This window comes from Spirosoma fluminis, assembly GCF_054778895.1.
Genome location: NZ_BAAGZD010000041.1, coordinates 1,052,882 through 1,069,422, shown reverse-complemented (window position 1 = coordinate 1,069,422; position 16,541 = coordinate 1,052,882). Strand labels below are relative to the sequence as shown.

Annotated in this window: 16 protein-coding genes and 1 pseudogene; 5 read left to right on the top strand and 12 right to left on the bottom strand. The window is 52.9% G+C overall.

Going from position 1 to position 16,541, the window contains the following annotated elements; genetic code table 11:
- The 3 genes and pseudogenes from ACYVBJ_RS26275 to ACYVBJ_RS26265 form a co-directional block, all read right to left on the bottom strand.
- Positions 1-759: pseudogene (locus ACYVBJ_RS26275) on the bottom strand (gliding motility-associated C-terminal domain-containing protein); the annotation flags it as partial.
- A 166-nt stretch (positions 760-925) separates the two neighbouring features.
- Positions 926-1,903: a glycosyltransferase family 2 protein gene (locus ACYVBJ_RS26270; protein ID WP_460985258.1), complete on the bottom strand. Its 978-nt coding sequence runs from the start codon at positions 1,901-1,903 to the stop codon at positions 926-928.
- 79 nt (positions 1,904-1,982) lie between these two features.
- Positions 1,983-3,488 (bottom strand): circularly permuted type 2 ATP-grasp protein, encoded by a 1,506-nt coding sequence (locus ACYVBJ_RS26265; protein WP_460985257.1) that lies wholly within the window; start codon positions 3,486-3,488, stop codon positions 1,983-1,985.
- A gap of 174 nt (positions 3,489-3,662) precedes the next feature.
- Here ACYVBJ_RS26265 and ACYVBJ_RS26260 point away from each other — a divergent pair, with 174 nt between their 5' ends.
- The gene (locus ACYVBJ_RS26260; protein WP_460985256.1) at positions 3,663-4,277 is read left to right on the top strand and encodes an outer membrane beta-barrel protein; all 615 of its coding nucleotides are present in this window, start codon (positions 3,663-3,665) and stop codon (positions 4,275-4,277) included.
- Positions 4,278-4,328: 51 nt separating this feature from the next.
- Here ACYVBJ_RS26260 and ACYVBJ_RS26255 read toward each other — a convergent pair whose 3' ends face one another.
- Both ACYVBJ_RS26255 and ACYVBJ_RS26250 read right to left on the bottom strand, forming a co-directional pair.
- A complete protein-coding gene (locus ACYVBJ_RS26255; protein ID WP_460985255.1) occupies positions 4,329-5,315 on the bottom strand; it encodes an aldo/keto reductase in 987 nt (328 codons plus the stop codon).
- A 64-nt stretch (positions 5,316-5,379) separates the two neighbouring features.
- A complete protein-coding gene (locus ACYVBJ_RS26250; RefSeq protein WP_460985254.1) occupies positions 5,380-6,447 on the bottom strand; it encodes an Ldh family oxidoreductase in 1,068 nt (355 codons plus the stop codon).
- A gap of 104 nt (positions 6,448-6,551) precedes the next feature.
- Between ACYVBJ_RS26250 and ACYVBJ_RS26245 the strand changes: the two genes are divergently transcribed.
- Complete coding sequence (locus ACYVBJ_RS26245) at positions 6,552-7,139, top strand: hypothetical protein (RefSeq protein ID WP_460985253.1); 588 nt, start codon at positions 6,552-6,554, stop codon at positions 7,137-7,139.
- 12 nt (positions 7,140-7,151) lie between these two features.
- On the opposite strand, the gene ACYVBJ_RS26240 is transcribed toward ACYVBJ_RS26245, so the two are convergent.
- From ACYVBJ_RS26240 to ACYVBJ_RS26230, 3 genes are all read right to left on the bottom strand, one after another.
- Complete coding sequence (locus ACYVBJ_RS26240) at positions 7,152-8,285, bottom strand: NAD(P)/FAD-dependent oxidoreductase (protein ID WP_460985252.1); 1,134 nt, start codon at positions 8,283-8,285, stop codon at positions 7,152-7,154.
- Between the two features lie 59 nt (positions 8,286-8,344).
- Entirely contained in the window at positions 8,345-8,842 is a 498-nt protein-coding gene (locus tag ACYVBJ_RS26235; protein WP_460985251.1) for a M43 family zinc metalloprotease, read from the bottom strand.
- 156 nt (positions 8,843-8,998) lie between these two features.
- Positions 8,999-9,229, bottom strand: coding sequence for a hypothetical protein (locus ACYVBJ_RS26230; RefSeq protein WP_460985250.1), 231 nt, complete (start codon positions 9,227-9,229; stop codon positions 8,999-9,001).
- A 203-nt stretch (positions 9,230-9,432) separates the two neighbouring features.
- On the opposite strand from ACYVBJ_RS26230, the gene ACYVBJ_RS26225 reads away from it, so the two are divergent.
- On the top strand, positions 9,433-11,409 hold the full coding sequence (locus ACYVBJ_RS26225; RefSeq protein ID WP_460985249.1) for a hypothetical protein: 1,977 nt from the start codon (positions 9,433-9,435) through the stop codon (positions 11,407-11,409).
- A gap of 55 nt (positions 11,410-11,464) precedes the next feature.
- Positions 11,465-12,487: an SPASM domain-containing protein gene (locus tag ACYVBJ_RS26220; protein ID WP_460985248.1), complete on the top strand. Its 1,023-nt coding sequence runs from the start codon at positions 11,465-11,467 to the stop codon at positions 12,485-12,487.
- Positions 12,488-12,608: 121 nt separating this feature from the next.
- Here ACYVBJ_RS26220 and ACYVBJ_RS26215 read toward each other — a convergent pair whose 3' ends face one another.
- The gene (locus ACYVBJ_RS26215; protein ID WP_460985247.1) at positions 12,609-12,737 is read right to left on the bottom strand and encodes a hypothetical protein; all 129 of its coding nucleotides are present in this window, start codon (positions 12,735-12,737) and stop codon (positions 12,609-12,611) included.
- A gap of 177 nt (positions 12,738-12,914) precedes the next feature.
- On the opposite strand from ACYVBJ_RS26215, the gene ACYVBJ_RS26210 reads away from it, so the two are divergent.
- The gene (locus ACYVBJ_RS26210) at positions 12,915-14,255 is read left to right on the top strand and encodes a sensor histidine kinase (RefSeq protein ID WP_460985246.1); all 1,341 of its coding nucleotides are present in this window, start codon (positions 12,915-12,917) and stop codon (positions 14,253-14,255) included.
- Positions 14,256-14,331: 76 nt separating this feature from the next.
- Here the strand turns inward: ACYVBJ_RS26210 and ACYVBJ_RS26205 are convergent, their stop codons facing one another.
- The 3 genes from ACYVBJ_RS26205 to ACYVBJ_RS26195 form a co-directional block, all read right to left on the bottom strand.
- Complete coding sequence (locus ACYVBJ_RS26205; RefSeq protein WP_460985245.1) at positions 14,332-15,156, bottom strand: SGNH/GDSL hydrolase family protein; 825 nt, start codon at positions 15,154-15,156, stop codon at positions 14,332-14,334.
- Positions 15,157-15,357: 201 nt separating this feature from the next.
- Positions 15,358-15,834: an Hsp20/alpha crystallin family protein gene (locus ACYVBJ_RS26200; protein ID WP_460985244.1), complete on the bottom strand. Its 477-nt coding sequence runs from the start codon at positions 15,832-15,834 to the stop codon at positions 15,358-15,360.
- A gap of 49 nt (positions 15,835-15,883) precedes the next feature.
- Complete coding sequence (locus ACYVBJ_RS26195; protein WP_460985243.1) at positions 15,884-16,144, bottom strand: hypothetical protein; 261 nt, start codon at positions 16,142-16,144, stop codon at positions 15,884-15,886.
- Between the last annotated feature and the right edge of the window lie 397 nt (positions 16,145-16,541).

The window sequence follows — 16,541 nt, the reverse complement described above, 5'->3', positions numbered from 1 at the left end:
CTCGATGATGAAGGCGAAGTTGAACTGGCCTTCCTCACCGGGGGCGTCCCAGCAGAGGGTTCCGGTGAGGGGGTCGATGGCGAAGGAGGGTGAGCCCCCGCTCTCGCCCGAGCGGCTGAAGCGGGTCGGGTCCTGGTAGGCCGAAATAAACCGACCCCTGCAGCCGGTGTCAGCGAAGCCTTCCTGTGGTACGCTCAGTCGGTAGGCTAAGCTGTCGCCATCGGCATCGAAGGCGGCTGGGTTGTGGCAGAAGCGCTGACCTACCCGGGCCGAGTCCAGAGGTGGGTTGAGCATGACCGGCGTAGAGTTGGTCAGCAGGGCGGGGTTGATCAGGATCGTCGTTGTAACAAAGAAGCGAATCGATTCGCTGGGTTGCGGTAGGTTTTTGGTATCGTCGTTGCGATTCGGTACCGTCACCGCAATCGTATACGGACCAGGTCCCGGATAGGTATGAACAACCCGGTAGATATTGATTGACGATGAGCCCCGGTTAATATATATTCTGGGTAGCCGTCTCACAGATTGCGACGTACCATCCCCAAAGCAGATGGTGTATTCTTCACCCGCATCAGCAGCCGGTTTGCCACCCGGAGTTTCGTCGAAGTAAGCGGTAAAGGTTATTTCGTAAGTCAGTGAGGTTTGGGAGATCCGTCGGGTGGTGATCTCCCCGGCCCGCACATGGGTCGCCTGGCTGAGTTGAGGCCATAGCAGCGCCCCAGCCAGCAGGCTCACCGTTCCTAGCAGATAAAACAAGCGCATAGATGTATCACATTTTACCCAAAACGAACAATGTGAGAAAAGTGTATTTGTAGGTCACAAAGTATACTTAGCGCCCAGCCTTAAAATCTAGCTGGTACGTAACGAAGCCGTCGCTTCGGCCGAATGTGGTTAACCAACCGAAAGCACAAGCCGGTCGGAGTGGCCCTCAGACTTTGTAGAAGCCTTGCCGGTTAAGCAGCGTTTTCCAGAAGAAACGAAAGAAGATACCAACCTGAGTGGCAAAAGCACGCTGGTTGTCGAGTTCAGCCCAGGGCGACTGGCCGTTACGTAGATTCACGGCTATTTTCCAGAAAAACACTATAGGAACCATCAGCAGGTAGTGAAGCATCAGAATCAGGTAAGCCATTGGACCGTACTGCTTACGGACCCACAACAATTGAGAAACCTGTATCTGGGGTTTGAAGCGGTTGATGTACGTAACAACGTGCTGCTGGTGGTCGCTGCTGCCGTATTCGAAGTGAACAAAATGGTCGTCGGAAATCAGCAGTAAGCGGCCGTGCTGGCCCAGGCGGTGCCCCCACTCTACATCTTCGCCGTACATGAAAAAACTTTCGTCCAACGCACCGGCGCGGGCGATGACTTCAGGCCGGGTCATTAAAAAAGCGCCCGACAGCCAGTCAACCTGCTGCGGGTCGGGGTACTGCGTGTCCGGAAATAAGCGGTACAGTACCTGCTGAAAAGCGGGTTTAATCGGTAAAATGTAAAACGAGCGACGTATCTGGCCGAACGTAGTAAACAGATTTGGGCGCAGACGGCCATCCCGGCCGACCTGGAGCGCGCTGAGTGCGGCTACGTCGGGCTGTTGATCCATCAGCCTGACGCAGTTGGCGACTAAATCACTGACGAGCAGCGTATCCGAATTCAGCAACAGGATATACCGTCCCTGTGCCTGACGAATGCCATAGTTGTTGGCGCGGGCGAACCCGGAGTTGTACCCCATCTGGAACCAGTGAATGCCCGGATGCCTGGCCTGAATGAGGTGCTGGCTGTCATCTTCGGATTGATTATCGACAATGAGTACCTCATACGAAATGCCACGGGTATGAGCTTCAAGCGAATCCAGACAGCTATTGATTAGCTCTGGTGTTTTGTAATTGACGATAATAATACTTAAGTCGAGCAAGACTTACTGGTTTAGTCAAGCTACAAAAATAGGCATAATCTAAGTGGCTTATTGACAACTTATTAAATGGGACCGCATCTCAATACAACACCCAGGTATCCTTACCGCCCCCGCCCTGCGAGGAATTTACGACCAATGAGCCTTTACGGAGCGCTACGCGGGTTAATCCGCCCGGAATTACGTTGACGCCGTCGCCGTACAGGATATACGGGCGCAGGTCAACGTGGCGTCCCTCGGCCTGGCCGCCCACAATACACGGCACTCGGGAAAGCGAAATGGTCGGTTGCGCGATGTAGTTACGGGGATTTTCCTGGATTTTCTTCCGGAACAATTCGTGCTCTTCGGGCGACGCTTTGGGGCCAATCAGCATACCGTACCCACCCGCTTCGTTCGCTTCTTTCACCACTAGTTTTTCAATGTTTTCCAATACGTACCGGCAGTCTTCTTCTTCGCGGCAGATATAGGTCTGAACATTAGGAATAATTGGCTCTTCGTTCAGGTAGTATTTAATGATACGTGGTACGTAGGCATAAATCACTTTATCATCAGCGACCCCCGTACCTGGGGCATTGGCCAGCGCAACGCGTCCTTTTTTATAGACATCAAAGATGCCGGGAACCCCGATCATGGAGTCAGGATTAAAGGCTTTCGGGTCGAGGAACGTATCGTCAATACGTCGGTAGATCACATCGACGATCTGAAACCCTTTGGTCGTCCGCATCTTAACGTACCCCCCCGACACCACCAGATCGCGGGCTTCAACCAGTTCAACGCCCATTTGCTGGGCCAGGTACGAATGCTCAAAATACGCTGAATTGTAAATGCCGGGCGTCAGCACAACGACCGTTGGATTCGGGCGGTCGGCAATGAACTGAAGCATCTGAAGCAGTCGGGTCGGGTAGTCGGATACGGGGCGCACACCGGTTTGGGCCAGCACTTCCGGGAACGTTTGTTTGGTCAGCTCCCGGTTTTCGAGCATGTATGACACCCCCGACGGGCAGCGCAGGTTATCTTCAAGCACCATATATTGCCCATCGTCGCCCCGGATCAGATCAGTACCGGTGATGTGGCACCAGATGCCCTTGGGCGGCTTAACGCCTAGACAGGGAGGCAGAAATGATTTACTTGACTCGATCAGATCGCGGGGAACGATACCTTCATTAAGAATATTCTGTTCGTTATAAACATCGTCCAGAAACATATTCAACGCTTTGATGCGCTGGATTAGTCCGGCTTCCATCTGGTTCCATTCCGCCGATTCGATGACGCGCGGGATGATGTCGATGGGCATGATACGCTCTGTGCCTTCTCCTTCGGAGTAGACATTGAACGTAATCCCCATGCTCATCAGCGCTCGCTCGGCCGCGTGCTGCCGTCCAATCAGGTCTTCCCGCGTTAGCTGCTCAACGCGCTGCCGGAACGGCGCGTACCCTGAACGGACCTGCGTTTCATTGGCAAACATTTCATCAAAAAAATTCTCGATTTGATAGTCAGCAAATGAAAAGTGGGCTGAGCTCTGGCTTTGTGACTGGCTCATACCGTTCATTGTTTGCGATTGAGATTGCAGGCGAGAATTCTTTTTCATGCAACAATGTATTGTTAAAGCCGCTTATGGCAAAATAATATGATGTTAATAGGAGCTATGTGCAAATTTTACCTTGAAAAAGTCAACCTGCTTTTAAAATTAAGTTTTGTATTGTCTGAAGAACGTGTGCTGTTCGGGAGTAGTCTTGTACTTGTAAAACGTATGCTCTTAGCTATGAAGAAGATTCTTTTGACAGCCGTATTTCTTTGTATAGTCTCATGGGTGGCGTCGGCGCAAACCGAAACAGGTCGCTGGATGGTGGGTGTAAGTGTTGGTAGCCTCACCTATCAGGACCAGCCCAGCACGGGTTACAAAACCTTTTCGGTGAGTTTATCGCCATCGGCGGGCTATTTTGTGATGGATAATCTGTTGGTCGGAACCGGTTTGCCGCTGAGCGTATCTACCTCGAAAACGGATAACCCAGGGCTGTTGCTCAAAACGACGACCACGGGTATTGGGCTGGCTCCCTTTGTACGGTACTACTTCGGCGAGTCGAAACTGAAACCTTACATTGGCGTTTCGTACAGCTATACGGCTAACCACTATACGTACAAAACCCGACTCGACAAGGCATCAGGGTCGGGTCACACAAGCCTGCTGGTGCCGGGGATTGGACTGGCTTACTTCATAAACCGAAACATTGCCTTAAACGCCGGTTTAAATTACACCATCCAAACTACGCAGACGCCTTATATACAACTCGCCCCCGCGCCCACGATCATTAACTCATCGTCTGATTTCAAGCTGATCACTCTGGGTGTTGGCTTCCAGCTATTTCTGGGTAACTAATCAACGTATCGGGCAGCCAATAAGACTGCCCGATACGTTGGCTAAGGAACTTTACCAGAGGTAATGAACCGGATTTCTGATGTGCTCGTCGTAAATCGTTTTTACGGCGGCCATCTGCTCCGCTGTAGGGGCGGGTCGGTTGGCGGCTTGCAGGTTCGATGTCAGGTGTTCGGGTTTCGACGCGCCGGGAATAATGCAGCTTACGGCATCAAACGTCAAAATCCAGCGCAGGGCGTCGGGAGCCAGGTTGGTATCATTCGGGAAAACAGTTCGTAGCTTATCTACGGCGGCCAGCCCTGTTTCGTAATCGACGCCGGAAAACGTTTCGCCTTTGTCGAAGGCTTCGCCCTGCCGGTTAAAGTTGCGGTGATCGTCTTTCGAGAAGGTTGTTTCCCGATTAAACGTACCCGTCAGCAGACCGCTTGCCAGCGGAACCCGGACAATGACCCCCACATCCCGGCGCTGGGCTTCTTTGAAGAACAATTCGGCGGGCCGCTGCCGGAACATGTTGAAGATAATCTGAACCGAACAAACGTTTGCGTATTCAATGGCTTTCAGCCCTTCTTCTACCTTTTCGACACTGACGCCCAGATGCTGAATCTTACCTTCGGCTTTCAGCCGGTCGAACTCCTCGAATATCTCGGGCCGGTAGTATACTTCCGTAGGCGGGCAGTGGAGCTGAATGAGGTCCAGCGTTTCCAGTCCCATGTTTTGCAGGCTGTCGTCAACAAATTTGCGCAGAGCCGCTGGCTGATACGCTTCGTTTACGTGGGGCTGCAACCGTCGTCCGCATTTGGTGGCTACGTAGATTCGTTCGGAGCGCGAGCGTACAAGTCGACCAACCGCTTTTTCGCTTTCGCCATCACCATATACATCGGCTGTATCGATGAAGTTGATACCCGCGTCAACGGCGGCATTAAGGATTTGGTCGGCATTGTCGTGGCTGAACGGGTTACCCCATTTCCCGCCGACCTGCCAGGTGCCTAAGCTTATTTCTGATACGTTAAAGCCAGTTTTGCCGAGTTTACGGTACTGCATATAAAGTGGGTTAATGAATTAGGAAAAGCATACACGGGTGTAACCAGCCTAACCGCAAAAAGGGTTATAATTTTACGCCAAAGCGCTCGCCGATTTCTTCCAGACTCTTCAAAACCGGTTCCAGCAACGGGATGCCATTGGCCAGCCGCTCGGCTTCCATCATCCGTTCGGGATCGCCCGGAATCAGTACCTGCCGGCCTTCAACCGCTTTGGCTTGTCTGAACCGTTGAATCCAGGTGTCCATGTGCGATTTGAACTCATCGGCAGGCCGGAATGCATCAATGCGCATGGCTCCGAAGAAATGCCCCGTTCCCTGACCAACGCCTTCGTTGGCCTGCATAAATCCGGCCGTCGCGAAGGGCGGAACCCACGGCCCGTAATTCGCGCCCGACAATACGCCCGAGAAAATATCGACGATGGCCCCTAGCCCATACCCTTTGTGGCTGCCATGCTCGCGATCGGTACCGAGGGGAAGCAGGGCTCCGCCGTTACGTATCGCGTTCGCGTCGGTCGTCGGTTGCCCGTCGGCATCCTGGGCCCAGCCCGGCGGAATATCCTGCCCTTTACGTTGCAGGATTTCCAGTTTGCCGTAGGCCACCGCTGTTGAGGCAAAGTCAGCCAGGAACGTTGGCTCTGTGGCCGCCGGTATGGCTACCGCGATGGGGTTGGTGCCCAGTAGTTTATCGAGTGAAAAGGTCGGTGCTACCAGAGGAGCCGCGTGAGTCATGGCCTGGCCGATCATGTTGTGGTCAGCCGCCAGCAGGGCGTGATAGCCCGCAATGCCAAAGTGATTGGAATTCCGCACGGCTACCCAGCCGGTACCCGCCAGCCGGGCTTTCTCGATGGCTACCTGCATGGCCCAGGGGCCAACCACCAGACCAAGCCCTTTGTCGCCATCCACCACGGCCGTCGATGGCGTTTCGTGCACAATCCGAATGGACGGTTGTGGGTTAATTCGGCCGTGGTCGTATAGTCGTACGTAACCGGGCAAACGGGCTACGCCGTGGGAGTCTACTCCACGCAGGTCGGCACTAACGAGAACATCGGCGGCTAGACGGGCGTCGGCTTCGGGACAGCCCATAGCGGTAAATATGGTTTCCGTAAAGGAACGGAGCTGGTTCGCATCAATCATGGCCGCAAATTAGCCAACCTGCGCCGAAAGGTTAAACTTTACTAAAAAATCAGCCAACTCGTCAATTTTTAGGTTTATTGGGAAGCTGTTACTGGTTTTTGCTTATGATCGCCACCATCGTTCGTTACGTCGTTAGAGCTGCCTGCTTTTTGTTTTTTTGTGTAAATGCTACCGCCCAGCCTCGTGATACGTTGAGTACAGAAGAGTTACTGCAACGCAGGGGCACGTCGTACGCGGCCTTGTTACGTCCCTCGCGGTACCTGGCGTTGGACGTCAATTACACCTTGGGCGGCTTTCGGCGATACCGTTTCTTTCAGGGTGATGAGATTCATTTTAAAGCGCGAAACGAGAAATTCCGGGAGCAGCTCTACGATGTTTCCGACAGTACGTTCACGATCCTGATGGCTAATGAAGTGATGAACCGCGATGAGCCCGTTACGTTCCGGCTCGATGAGGTACAGAAGATCATGCTCCACCGCCGGATTCCGTTTGTAACGGCCGCCGGTACGCTTTTCCCGATAGCCGGGGGCGTCTATCTGGTAGCCGATCTGGTCAACAATCGAGGATTTTATGCAAATACCTTGCCCGTGGTCGGTTCGTTGGTCGTAAGCGGAGCCCTATTCCACCTGATCAGTAATCCGCACGTTCGGATTAACAAGAACCACCGCCTGAAGGTACTGCGGACGTATTGAGGAGCGTGCTGTTTATACCTCCACAATTTCTCCATGTGTTTGCCGCATGACGCTACGTAAGGCGGGCCGGAATGTGCCGAACAGCCAGATGCCCGCTTCGGTCAGCCGCGGATGCCCAAATAGTTTCTGTACGTTTCGCCCCACCCATAAGCGTTGCGCAAACAAGGCTGACCAGCGTTGCTGGTATTGATATTCCAGCTGCGGCCGGGTGATCTGATTCCGAATGAACTGGTCGGCTAATCCGCTGGTCAGTTTAGACGCATGAATGGCCATGGCCATGCCGTTACCGCAAAGCGGAGTAATCAAGCCCGCCGAGTCGCCCGCCATCAGGATGTGGTTGTCAACGGCTCGCTTTGGGGCAAACGAAATTTCGTTAATCACCTCTGGCTTATCGAAGAGGAAATCAGCCTGCTGAAAAACGGTGTTCAGGTGCGGATTTTGGTGTAACACGGCCCGTTCCATGTCGGGAATATTGCCGTACCGACGCAGGTTTTCGCGGGTCGTCAGGTAGCATACGCAATATTTCCCATCTTCAATGGCCGACATGCCGCAGTAGCCATCCGGGAAATTGTGTAAGGCGATCACGTCATCGGGGAAATCCATCCGTACGTGATATTTAACGCCGATATAAGGCGAACGGGAGGCTGCATTGTCGTGACGCGTGAACGTACGGTCGAGGGTTTTGTCCAGCTTCGCTCGTTTTCCAAACGCGCCAATGACTACTCGGGCGGTCAGCACCTGCCCGTCCGTAAGACTGACCCTAAAGTGGTTGTCGGCGAAACGAACGTCGTCCACTTGTTTGCCGAGTTGAAACTGGACGCCTGCCAATTGGGTCAGCTGGTATAGCTCATGATCGAGTACGTAGCGGCTAATGCCAAATCCACCGAGGTCGAGGTTGCTTTCGAGCATCCGACCCGACGGGGCTGACACCTGGAAGCGCCTGATGTCAGCCACACCCAGACCTGCCAGATCGACACCCAGCGATTCGATATAGGCCCGAACTTCATTCGATACGTATTCACCGCATACCTTGTGAAAGGGGTACGTTTTTCGTTCGACGAGCGTAACGCTATGCCCGCCCCTGGCCAGTTCCAGCGCGCTGACCAGACCGGCTAGTCCCCCGCCTATAACAATAACATCCTGCATATCGTACGCTATACTCACTGCAAAGAGTAAACGCAGTCGACGATAAACAGTTTTACGCCTTACCGAATCAGGAGCCGTTGAACGAGCGTCTGGTCGCCAATGCGTACGTGAACCAGGTAGACCACAGCCTCAATTTGTTCCAGAGACAGAGTTGCTTCGTACATTTCTCTTGAGCAGACCAAGAGCACCGGAGCCAGCACGTTCATATCCGGTCGGTACAGCTCGCCGTTAGCATCCCTAAGGGTACCGTTGTATTCGCAGCCGTTGTTTAGTGTTCCGGGATTGGTCACGTCGTACGGGTCAGCGGGCGTATCGCGAACCAGGTCTCCGGCCGTTGAGCAGTTCGATCCATTGACCAGTTTCTTACCCGTGCCGCCAAAATCGAACGTATGCATCAGATTGAAGTAATGGCCTACCTCATGGGGCAGCAAATTCATCTGACGGCCTAGCCAGTAGGCGCTGACGTACACTTCGTTCGGGGATTGACCCACATACGGGCTGGGGTAGTAGGCGTAACCGGCTGCGTTGATCAGGGTGGGCGTCACCACAATGTTCATCGCGTTTTTGGGTAAACGTAACGGAAACGTATAATTGAAACCGTCCGACGGATCCCACGTTCGATTATTGAGCGCGTCCTCATCAATGAGGTTAACGTAGGCAATGTAATAGCTGATACTACTCTCGCGGTGGTATCGGGTCAGCCAGTAGAAGCTTTAGTTCATGTCCTCGTACTGATTCCGGCTTAGGGGCGGGCCCTGGCTGGAAGTCGGCCGGATGAACGTATACATGACGGGTACGTTAACGGAAGAACCAATGCCCATCCGGGCGCTGGGCGAGGTCCTGAGCCAGACAACCATTTGCTGGTATGTAGCCGGATCAGGGGGTAAGGTACCGCACGTAGCCGCGCCGTGCTGGGCCATAAGCACGGAAGCATGTAGGGCCATAAGGCCTATAAATAAAGTACGTAAAAGCAAGGGCAGGGATAGAGGTAAAGTGTATTCGATACGCTGATCAGGTGTATATAACCTCAAATGTGACCATTGCTTGATTCCGAAAATCAAGCAAATAGTAAAAACGAAACGAAGTAGGGGAGCCGTTTCGACTTCCCTGAACAGTTCGGCGGTTCTGGTGTTTTTATCTTTGTTCTATGTCTACAACCCTTAATGACCTGCAAGCCGACTGGGGTAAAAATTATACCCACTCCGTAGACGCCTATCAATCCGGCTACGCATCGTTCATTGCACATCTGCCCCCGCAAACGGCACTGCAGTTTTCTGTTTATCAGACGCTTGAGTTGCTGCACAAGCGTCTGGGTAACGAAACGTTACGTCGGGCATTAGACCCGGCCGAGACGGTAGACAGCCCGGCGAAAAGGTTCACGGATGGTACGTGGCTGAAGCAGAGCAATATGGTGGGCATCAACGTCCGGACCGTTGGCTCATTCTGGCGGGTCATTAAGTACGTACTGACCATACCGGCTTCGCACGATAGTATTCACCTGCTTCCGATCTGGGAGCCCGGTGTCGTGGGCAGTTTATACGGCATGGTCAGCTGGCAGATTAATCCGGAGTTTTTCGACGTTGAACTGGCTCAGTTTATTCCCGCGCTGAATACCGTCGAGAAGCAGCTCAAAGTCGTTACCAATCTCTTGCATGCCCTGGGACGTACCGTGGGGATGGACGTTATTCCGCACACGGATCGGTTTTCGGAGATGGTGCTGGCCTGCCCGTCGTTGTTCGAGTGGATACAACGCAGCGGGCCCAATCTGGTTGACCATTCGAGTTCGGTGTACCGCTACGTAGAAGAATCGATCTGGCAGTTTCTGAAATGCCACGGAGCGGCCGACGGCACACCGCTCACGTTTGCCAAAGACGGTTTTTTCTCAACGGAAATCAGCGTTCTGACCGATGAGCAGCGGCTAGGCATTTTATTTGGCAATCCACACGACTATGGCGTTCGGCTGAGCCGACGGATTGCGTTGATCCGCCACCTGACGGCCCAGGGGCTGGAAACCGTTCCGATGACCATGGGGCCGCCCTATCGCGGACTGCACATAGACCCCGCCGATTATGTGGTGGACGATTACGGTCAGATCTGGTATCAGTACGCCTTCGATAAGCCGCAGGCGATGTCGCGGGTGTTTGGACCGCTGGCTCGTTATCGGTTCTACGAATCGGAAGACAACAATCAGGCCTGGGAGCTTGATTTCGATCAGCCAAATCGTCCGGCCTGGGCGTACGTTTGCCGCAAGTTCAGTGATTGCCAGCGTGCGTATAACTTCGATTTTATGCGGGGTGACATGGCGCACGTGCAGATGCGGCCGGAGGGCGTACCCGCCCTGTCAGCCAGCGACCCTTCGGCTGACTTTTACGATCCGTTACGGGCCATCAAGAAGTATATACAACAGAACGGCGTACCGTATTATGGGTTCTTTGCCGAAACATTTCTGGCTCCCCCGGATACCATGGCGTATGGCGATGAGGTAGAGCATCTGGAAGCGATCGAGGCCGACTCGACGCTGGGTGATTTGCAATCAATGGTTGTCGGGTCCAAGGAGTTTACGAGGCAGTTTTGTCAGTATTACACCTACCTGAAAACGCGTCGGTTTGCGCCTAATTTTACGGTCATGACGGCCGATAAGGACGACCCGCGCTTTGATGAATTTTACCGGTATGGCAACGTGTTTCGGTATTTTACGGCTTTGTTCGTAACGGACATGCCCAGCTATGTAGCTTTAGGGTTTGAACTTCGGAACCGGCACGAGAAGCGCGGAGCGAATGAAGAATACAGCAAACTGTACGTCTTCCAGATCGAAGATGATAACCAGCCGGACAAGGTAACGCACGGTCCGTATCAATGGGGACAGAATGCCGGACAGTTTGTGGCGATCGCACGTATTCGTGAGTTTGCCGAACGGATCTGGCCCGAGATTAGGGGGAAAGAAACCCGTTGGCTGGCAGCACCCGGCGATGAATCTGATTATATTGTCTGGACCCATGTTGAGCCCACCGGCTATAGTTTCGCAGCCAGTATGACCGGCCACTTACCTGAATTAATTCCTGAATTGGCCACCAGTGAGCTGGTTTTTAAAGCCGAGAGTTGTCAGGTTTGGAACCATAAGTAACCCTTATCGGAACTTGTTCGTAGTAGTTCGTAGGCTTTGAGCGTACCTTTGTTCCATGAATCGCAACATCCAGGACGGTCTTAATTTTGCTTCCAAACTGACACCCAGGCGGGTGGCTAATGCCATAAAGGTACTATCGAGTTATTACGTAGCGAAGCAAACCGGTAAGCCGACGCACCGGGGCTTGCCAATGTCGGTGTCGTTCGAGCCGACGACCTCCTGCAACCTGCGCTGCCCCGAATGTCCCAGCGGCCTGCGGTCGTTTAGCCGACCCACCGGCATGTTGGGCGAAGACCTCTATAAACGGACCATCGACGAGCTGCATGAGACCTTACTTTACCTTATTTTTTACTTTCAGGGCGAGCCGTATCTCCACCCCCAGTTTCTGGATTTGGTCCGGTACGCAACCGAACGTAACATCTACACCGCCACCAGCACCAACGCTCATTACCTGACCGATGCCAATGCCCGAAAAACGGTGGAGTCGGGGCTCGATCGGTTGATTATTTCCATTGATGGCACCACGCAGGAAGTGTACCAGCAGTATCGGGTAGGCGGGAAGCTGGAAAAAGTACTCGAAGGTACCAGGAATATCCTCCGCTGGAAAAAAGAACTGAAGTCCCGGACGCCCCACGTCGTGTTCCAGTTTCTGGTGGTTAAACCGAACGAGCACCAGATTGCCGAAGTGAAACAACTGGCCCGCGACCTGGGCGTCGATGAAGTCGGATTGAAAACGGCTCAGATCTACGACTACGAGCACGGGTCTGACCTGATGCCAACGCTCGATCAGTACAGCCGGTACGCCCAGCAGGCCGACGGAACGTACCAGATCAAAAACGGCTTCGGCGACCATTGCTGGAAGATGTGGCACTCCTGCGTCATTACCTGGGATGGCCTGGTGGTTCCGTGCTGTTTCGACAAAGATGCCCACCACCGGCTCGGCGATCTTCAGACCGAATCGTTCGCTGACCTTTGGCACGGAGCCTCGTATACCGATTTCCGTCAGACCCTGCTTCGTTCGCGTTCCGAGATCGAGATGTGCCGCAACTGCACCGAAGGCACCAAGGTCTGGGCGTAATCACTTTTAAAAATAACCTCAACGGTTAGTTTGTAAGACCCGGTTGCGCCTGGGTACGACGGATCGAAACTGGCCGTAACGGATGACCGATAGTCCTGATCCTGATTGCGAATCCAAACCTTCAGTAGCTTGTTGTCAGGAACGTAACGTGCGGTGAGTTTACTTGCCCATCGGTTCCTGCGGGGTGCTCGCAGGCTATGCCGCTAACTAAAAGTAACGTAACAAGTACTGGGTAAACTCGTAGTTTCATGGCGAAAAGAGGTTGTCTGGCCCGGCAGAATTGCGCGGTTACTGTCCGATAACCTGTCTGCTTTGGGCTGAAACAACAGTTTAGGCAGGCGAACCGTAAAAGACTGACGGTAAGCCCAATGCTCTTTTCATTTAATGCTGTATCTTAGGCCAGTTTCCTGCTGGCCTTCCTGAATCGATGACGTACGAAGCGTGGTCTCCTCTTTTCCTGGGTATGGTGCTGGCCATGCTCCTGGCCAACTCCGTGCAGTGGTTTATGTACCGCGAACGGATCTACGGTATCTACTCGATCTATACCTCGATTTGGGCGGTTTACTTCGTGATCAACCACGTCCAGCTTCCAACCAACATTGCCAATTTCTGGAAGTTGCTGCTGTCCTATACTGGCTACATTCTGTATCTCGAACTGGCCAAGCTTTTCCTGACGCTGCGGGAGCGCCCGGCGTTTCTGAAATGGGTAACCCGGGTGCAGGCGCTACTCGTGCTGTACTGCGTCGTGAAAACGTATGTCTACCTGTTCACGGACTTCTGGCAAACGGGGTTGCACCAGCTTTTGCTTCAGCCCGTACGGCTGGCCTTACTGGGCGTTGGTACGTACATCGTTTTCTCATTTTATCGATCTCAGGACGTAGTAGCGCGCTTTTTTGTGGCCGGTACCGCTTTGTTATTGGTCAATCACGCCGTAACGACCGTACTGCTTTTGCATGCGCCGAACCTCAGCCTGAGTTTGCCTTTATGGCGTCATCCCGATTCGTTTGTGCAGCTCGGGGTGGTATTGGACCTGATCTGTTTTTCGTTGGGCATTTCGTACCGTCACCGGCGCGAAGCGGTACGGAAAGCGGTGGTCGAAAAGAACCTGGAGCAGGAGCGCGAACAACGCCAGCGCGAACATTTGCAGGCTGATCTGGCGCTGCAGCAACTGAAACAGGAAAAAACCGAAGCGCAGATGCAGGCGCTGCAAAGCCAGATCAATCCGCACTTTTTGTTCAACAGCCTGAATACACTTTCCTCGCTCATTGACGAAAGCCCCAACCAGGCGAGCAGTTTTGTGGATGAGCTATCGAGTGTGTACCGCTACCTGCTCCGCAGCAACGAAAACGATCTGACAACGCTTGGCGTCGAGCTGAACTTTATCCGTTCGTATTTTCATTTGCTGCGTACGCGCTTTGGCAACAGCATTACGTTGGAAATTGATGTCGCCGATCAATACGTCGAATCGCTGTTACCGCCGTTGACGCTGCAACTACTGGTCGAAAACGCCGTCAAACATAATATAGTCATGGCCCGGCAGCCGCTCCGGATTCGGATTCGTACCAATCCGGAAGAGCAGCTAATTATTGACAATACGCTTCAGCGCAAACGACTTAAAGTCGAATCGAATGGGGTGGGGCTGTCAAATATCGCTACCAAGTACCGCCTGCTGAATCAGCCGGAGCCACTGATCGAAGAGCGGGAAAACTGGTTCAGCGTAACGCTGCCTATTCTGCTGCCCAGGCCAGTCGTAGTCTCGACCCGATAAGAGATTTCAGTTCACTACGCTATCCCCGTTGTATCCCTCCCGGCCTTCCCTCGAAGGTGAGTCGGAAGGGCCAGCATCAATACTTTTTCATGATTTTGACCAGACTCCGACTGATGATGGCGTAGCCTTCGTCGGAGGGATGTAAACCGTCGTAGGTTTTCGCAACGGATTCGATTGGATACGGGTATTCGTCGGTGTCAGGGTTAAACGGAACATCAACGAACTTGGGGTAGGGATAATTGGTGTAAGCGCCCGTTTGAGGGTCTTTAAGTCGTTTATATTTAACTAATTTCTTAGGACTCAGTCCGCTGGTGTGGTACAGGTCAACCACCGGAAATTGCTCGTGCCGCCCGATTGAATCGATAGCGTTGGCAAAGGTTTCGAGCGACTGGCCGTTCTTGGATTTGTACGAGCCGAAGGCATTGTTTTTGAAATTAAACAGATACACAAAATCAACGCGCTGCATAGGTGTGATCAACAGGATGCGGGCCTCGGGATTGAGGCTCCGCAGCTTGTCGATAATGATTCGGAAGGAGCCGTATACCGTGGCCGTGCCGGTGTTGTTCTGGTAATCGAGGAAGCGGCCCAAAGGCTTGCCGCCCCACCAGTCGTTGGTGCCGAGAAATATAGAGTAAATGTCAGATTTTGTAATGCCCAGCGTATCAATCGACTGCGCAATACGTACCGCTGTCCACCCATTATGCCCCTGATTTTTATAGGTAATGTTGGGTAACTTCTCAACGACCCGCGTCATGTAGCCCTTGGTGACCCGGTTGCCTGTTTCGTTGAGGTGGTCGTTCAGGTACGTAATGGAGTCACCGATGGCTGTCCAGGTAAGCGGTTTCTGATCGAAGGAACTGAACAGGCAAACCAGGGCTGAGAGTAGTACGAATTTTTTCATGCGATCGTCTTTGGGCGAGTTGGCATAACATCGACCCGCATTTGCGGAAAAGACGTACGAACAGGTCGTTTACTGCTTTTCCAGGATTCAGAAACGCGTATTGCAGTGAACCGCTTGAGTTGCGTACCGACAAGCTCACCTTAACAAAAAAAGGCCAGTACCGACGAACGGACTGACCTTTTTGGCTTACTTCAGGCGTACTTACCCGACCGTAATCGTTTGGGCTGGTTGGTTCGTAGCCGGATTTTTGGGCAGAACCACTTTTAAGATACCATCGGCGTAGCTAGCCGAAATGCTGTCGACCAGCACTTTATTGTTCAACTGGAACGACCGCTCAAAGGCCCGCTGGGTGTACTCCTGATAGGTATAGGCAGTGGTTGACGCTGAATCAGCCTCCTGGTTTATGCCGGGGTAAGCGATTGCCAGTACGTCGTTTTTTACGGTCAGCGTTACGTTCTCTTTAACAAGGCCGGCTGCGAACAAAGAAATTACGTACTCACCATCAGTTTCTTCGATGTTGACGGGTGGTTGACTAAAACCGCCCGCATGGCGACCGAATCCGGGGCCACCCCAGAAGTTACCAAACTTGCCGCGTCCCCACGGACCACCGAATTTGCCACGGCCACGCGACCCGCAATTACCTGTATGTTCTGACTGAAATGCTTGTTTCTGATACATGGTTGTGTGTGTGTTAATCTTGTGTTTACTGATTGTACATGGCTACATACTAGCCGATTGGAATTACCCGGTCGACGCTGACCCGACTCATGGGAGAGCGATAAGCGGGATTGTCGATAGCAATGACATTCGTTGACTGCCAGCCACCCCGACCCAATGAACCTGCGGTCCGGCTCCAGATATACCCGCCGACCACCCGCACCACCAGCACGGCTGCGAATGTTACCAGGAGTAACTTGATCAGTACGGATAAGAGAAACAAAGCCAGTCCAGCCGCCAGGGCAAGACCCGCTACTCGATACATATTCATGGTGTTGTCTTGTTTAAAAGTTTGTGAAGCTGCAAACACCTGGGCCCAGCGCAGAACCGTACAATTCATTAATTACTTGCGTCTGCGGCTTCGAAAGGATAGTCGGAATCCGGGCGAACGATATTGTAAGCCGTCTTAAAATTTTTTGAAGAAAACGATTTGTCACCGCAGGTTGCTCACCTGTACATGGCTGGCATACGTTGCCCCGACAATACCGTGCCTTTCCCCAGAGAACCATACTTTTCAGCAGGTCGAACGAAGGAACGTAATGGATAATATTACCTTGGCGATTAAAGTTACCCCCGCGAGTTGCGCAACGTACCGCTTTAAATCTAGCTAAAGATCTCTTCCCCGATACTGAAACCAAAGGTACCTACTTGCCACGCGTCAACTCGCT

Bases quoted from the DNA above. Each gene is read 5' to 3' on its own strand.
- ACYVBJ_RS26265 (WP_460985257.1), bottom strand. From the start codon at position 3,488: ATGAAAAAGAATTCTCGCCTGCAATCTCAATCGCAAACAATGAACGGT.
- ACYVBJ_RS26260 (WP_460985256.1), top strand. From the start codon at position 3,663: ATGAAGAAGATTCTTTTGACAGCCGTATTTCTTTGTATAGTCTCATGG.
- ACYVBJ_RS26255 (WP_460985255.1), bottom strand. From the start codon at position 5,315: ATGCAGTACCGTAAACTCGGCAAAACTGGCTTTAACGTATCAGAAATA.
- ACYVBJ_RS26250 (WP_460985254.1), bottom strand. From the start codon at position 6,447: ATGATTGATGCGAACCAGCTCCGTTCCTTTACGGAAACCATATTTACC.
- ACYVBJ_RS26245 (WP_460985253.1), top strand. From the start codon at position 6,552: ATGATCGCCACCATCGTTCGTTACGTCGTTAGAGCTGCCTGCTTTTTG.
- ACYVBJ_RS26240 (WP_460985252.1), bottom strand. From the start codon at position 8,285: ATGCAGGATGTTATTGTTATAGGCGGGGGACTAGCCGGTCTGGTCAGC.
- ACYVBJ_RS26235 (WP_460985251.1), bottom strand. From the start codon at position 8,842: ATGAACATTGTGGTGACGCCCACCCTGATCAACGCAGCCGGTTACGCC.
- ACYVBJ_RS26230 (WP_460985250.1), bottom strand. From the start codon at position 9,229: ATGGCCCTACATGCTTCCGTGCTTATGGCCCAGCACGGCGCGGCTACG.
- ACYVBJ_RS26225 (WP_460985249.1), top strand. From the start codon at position 9,433: ATGTCTACAACCCTTAATGACCTGCAAGCCGACTGGGGTAAAAATTAT.
- ACYVBJ_RS26220 (WP_460985248.1), top strand. From the start codon at position 11,465: ATGAATCGCAACATCCAGGACGGTCTTAATTTTGCTTCCAAACTGACA.
- ACYVBJ_RS26215 (WP_460985247.1), bottom strand. From the start codon at position 12,737: ATGAAACTACGAGTTTACCCAGTACTTGTTACGTTACTTTTAGTTAGC.
- ACYVBJ_RS26210 (WP_460985246.1), top strand. From the start codon at position 12,915: ATGACGTACGAAGCGTGGTCTCCTCTTTTCCTGGGTATGGTGCTGGCC.
- ACYVBJ_RS26205 (WP_460985245.1), bottom strand. From the start codon at position 15,156: ATGAAAAAATTCGTACTACTCTCAGCCCTGGTTTGCCTGTTCAGTTCC.
- ACYVBJ_RS26200 (WP_460985244.1), bottom strand. From the start codon at position 15,834: ATGTATCAGAAACAAGCATTTCAGTCAGAACATACAGGTAATTGCGGG.
- ACYVBJ_RS26195 (WP_460985243.1), bottom strand. From the start codon at position 16,144: ATGAATATGTATCGAGTAGCGGGTCTTGCCCTGGCGGCTGGACTGGCT.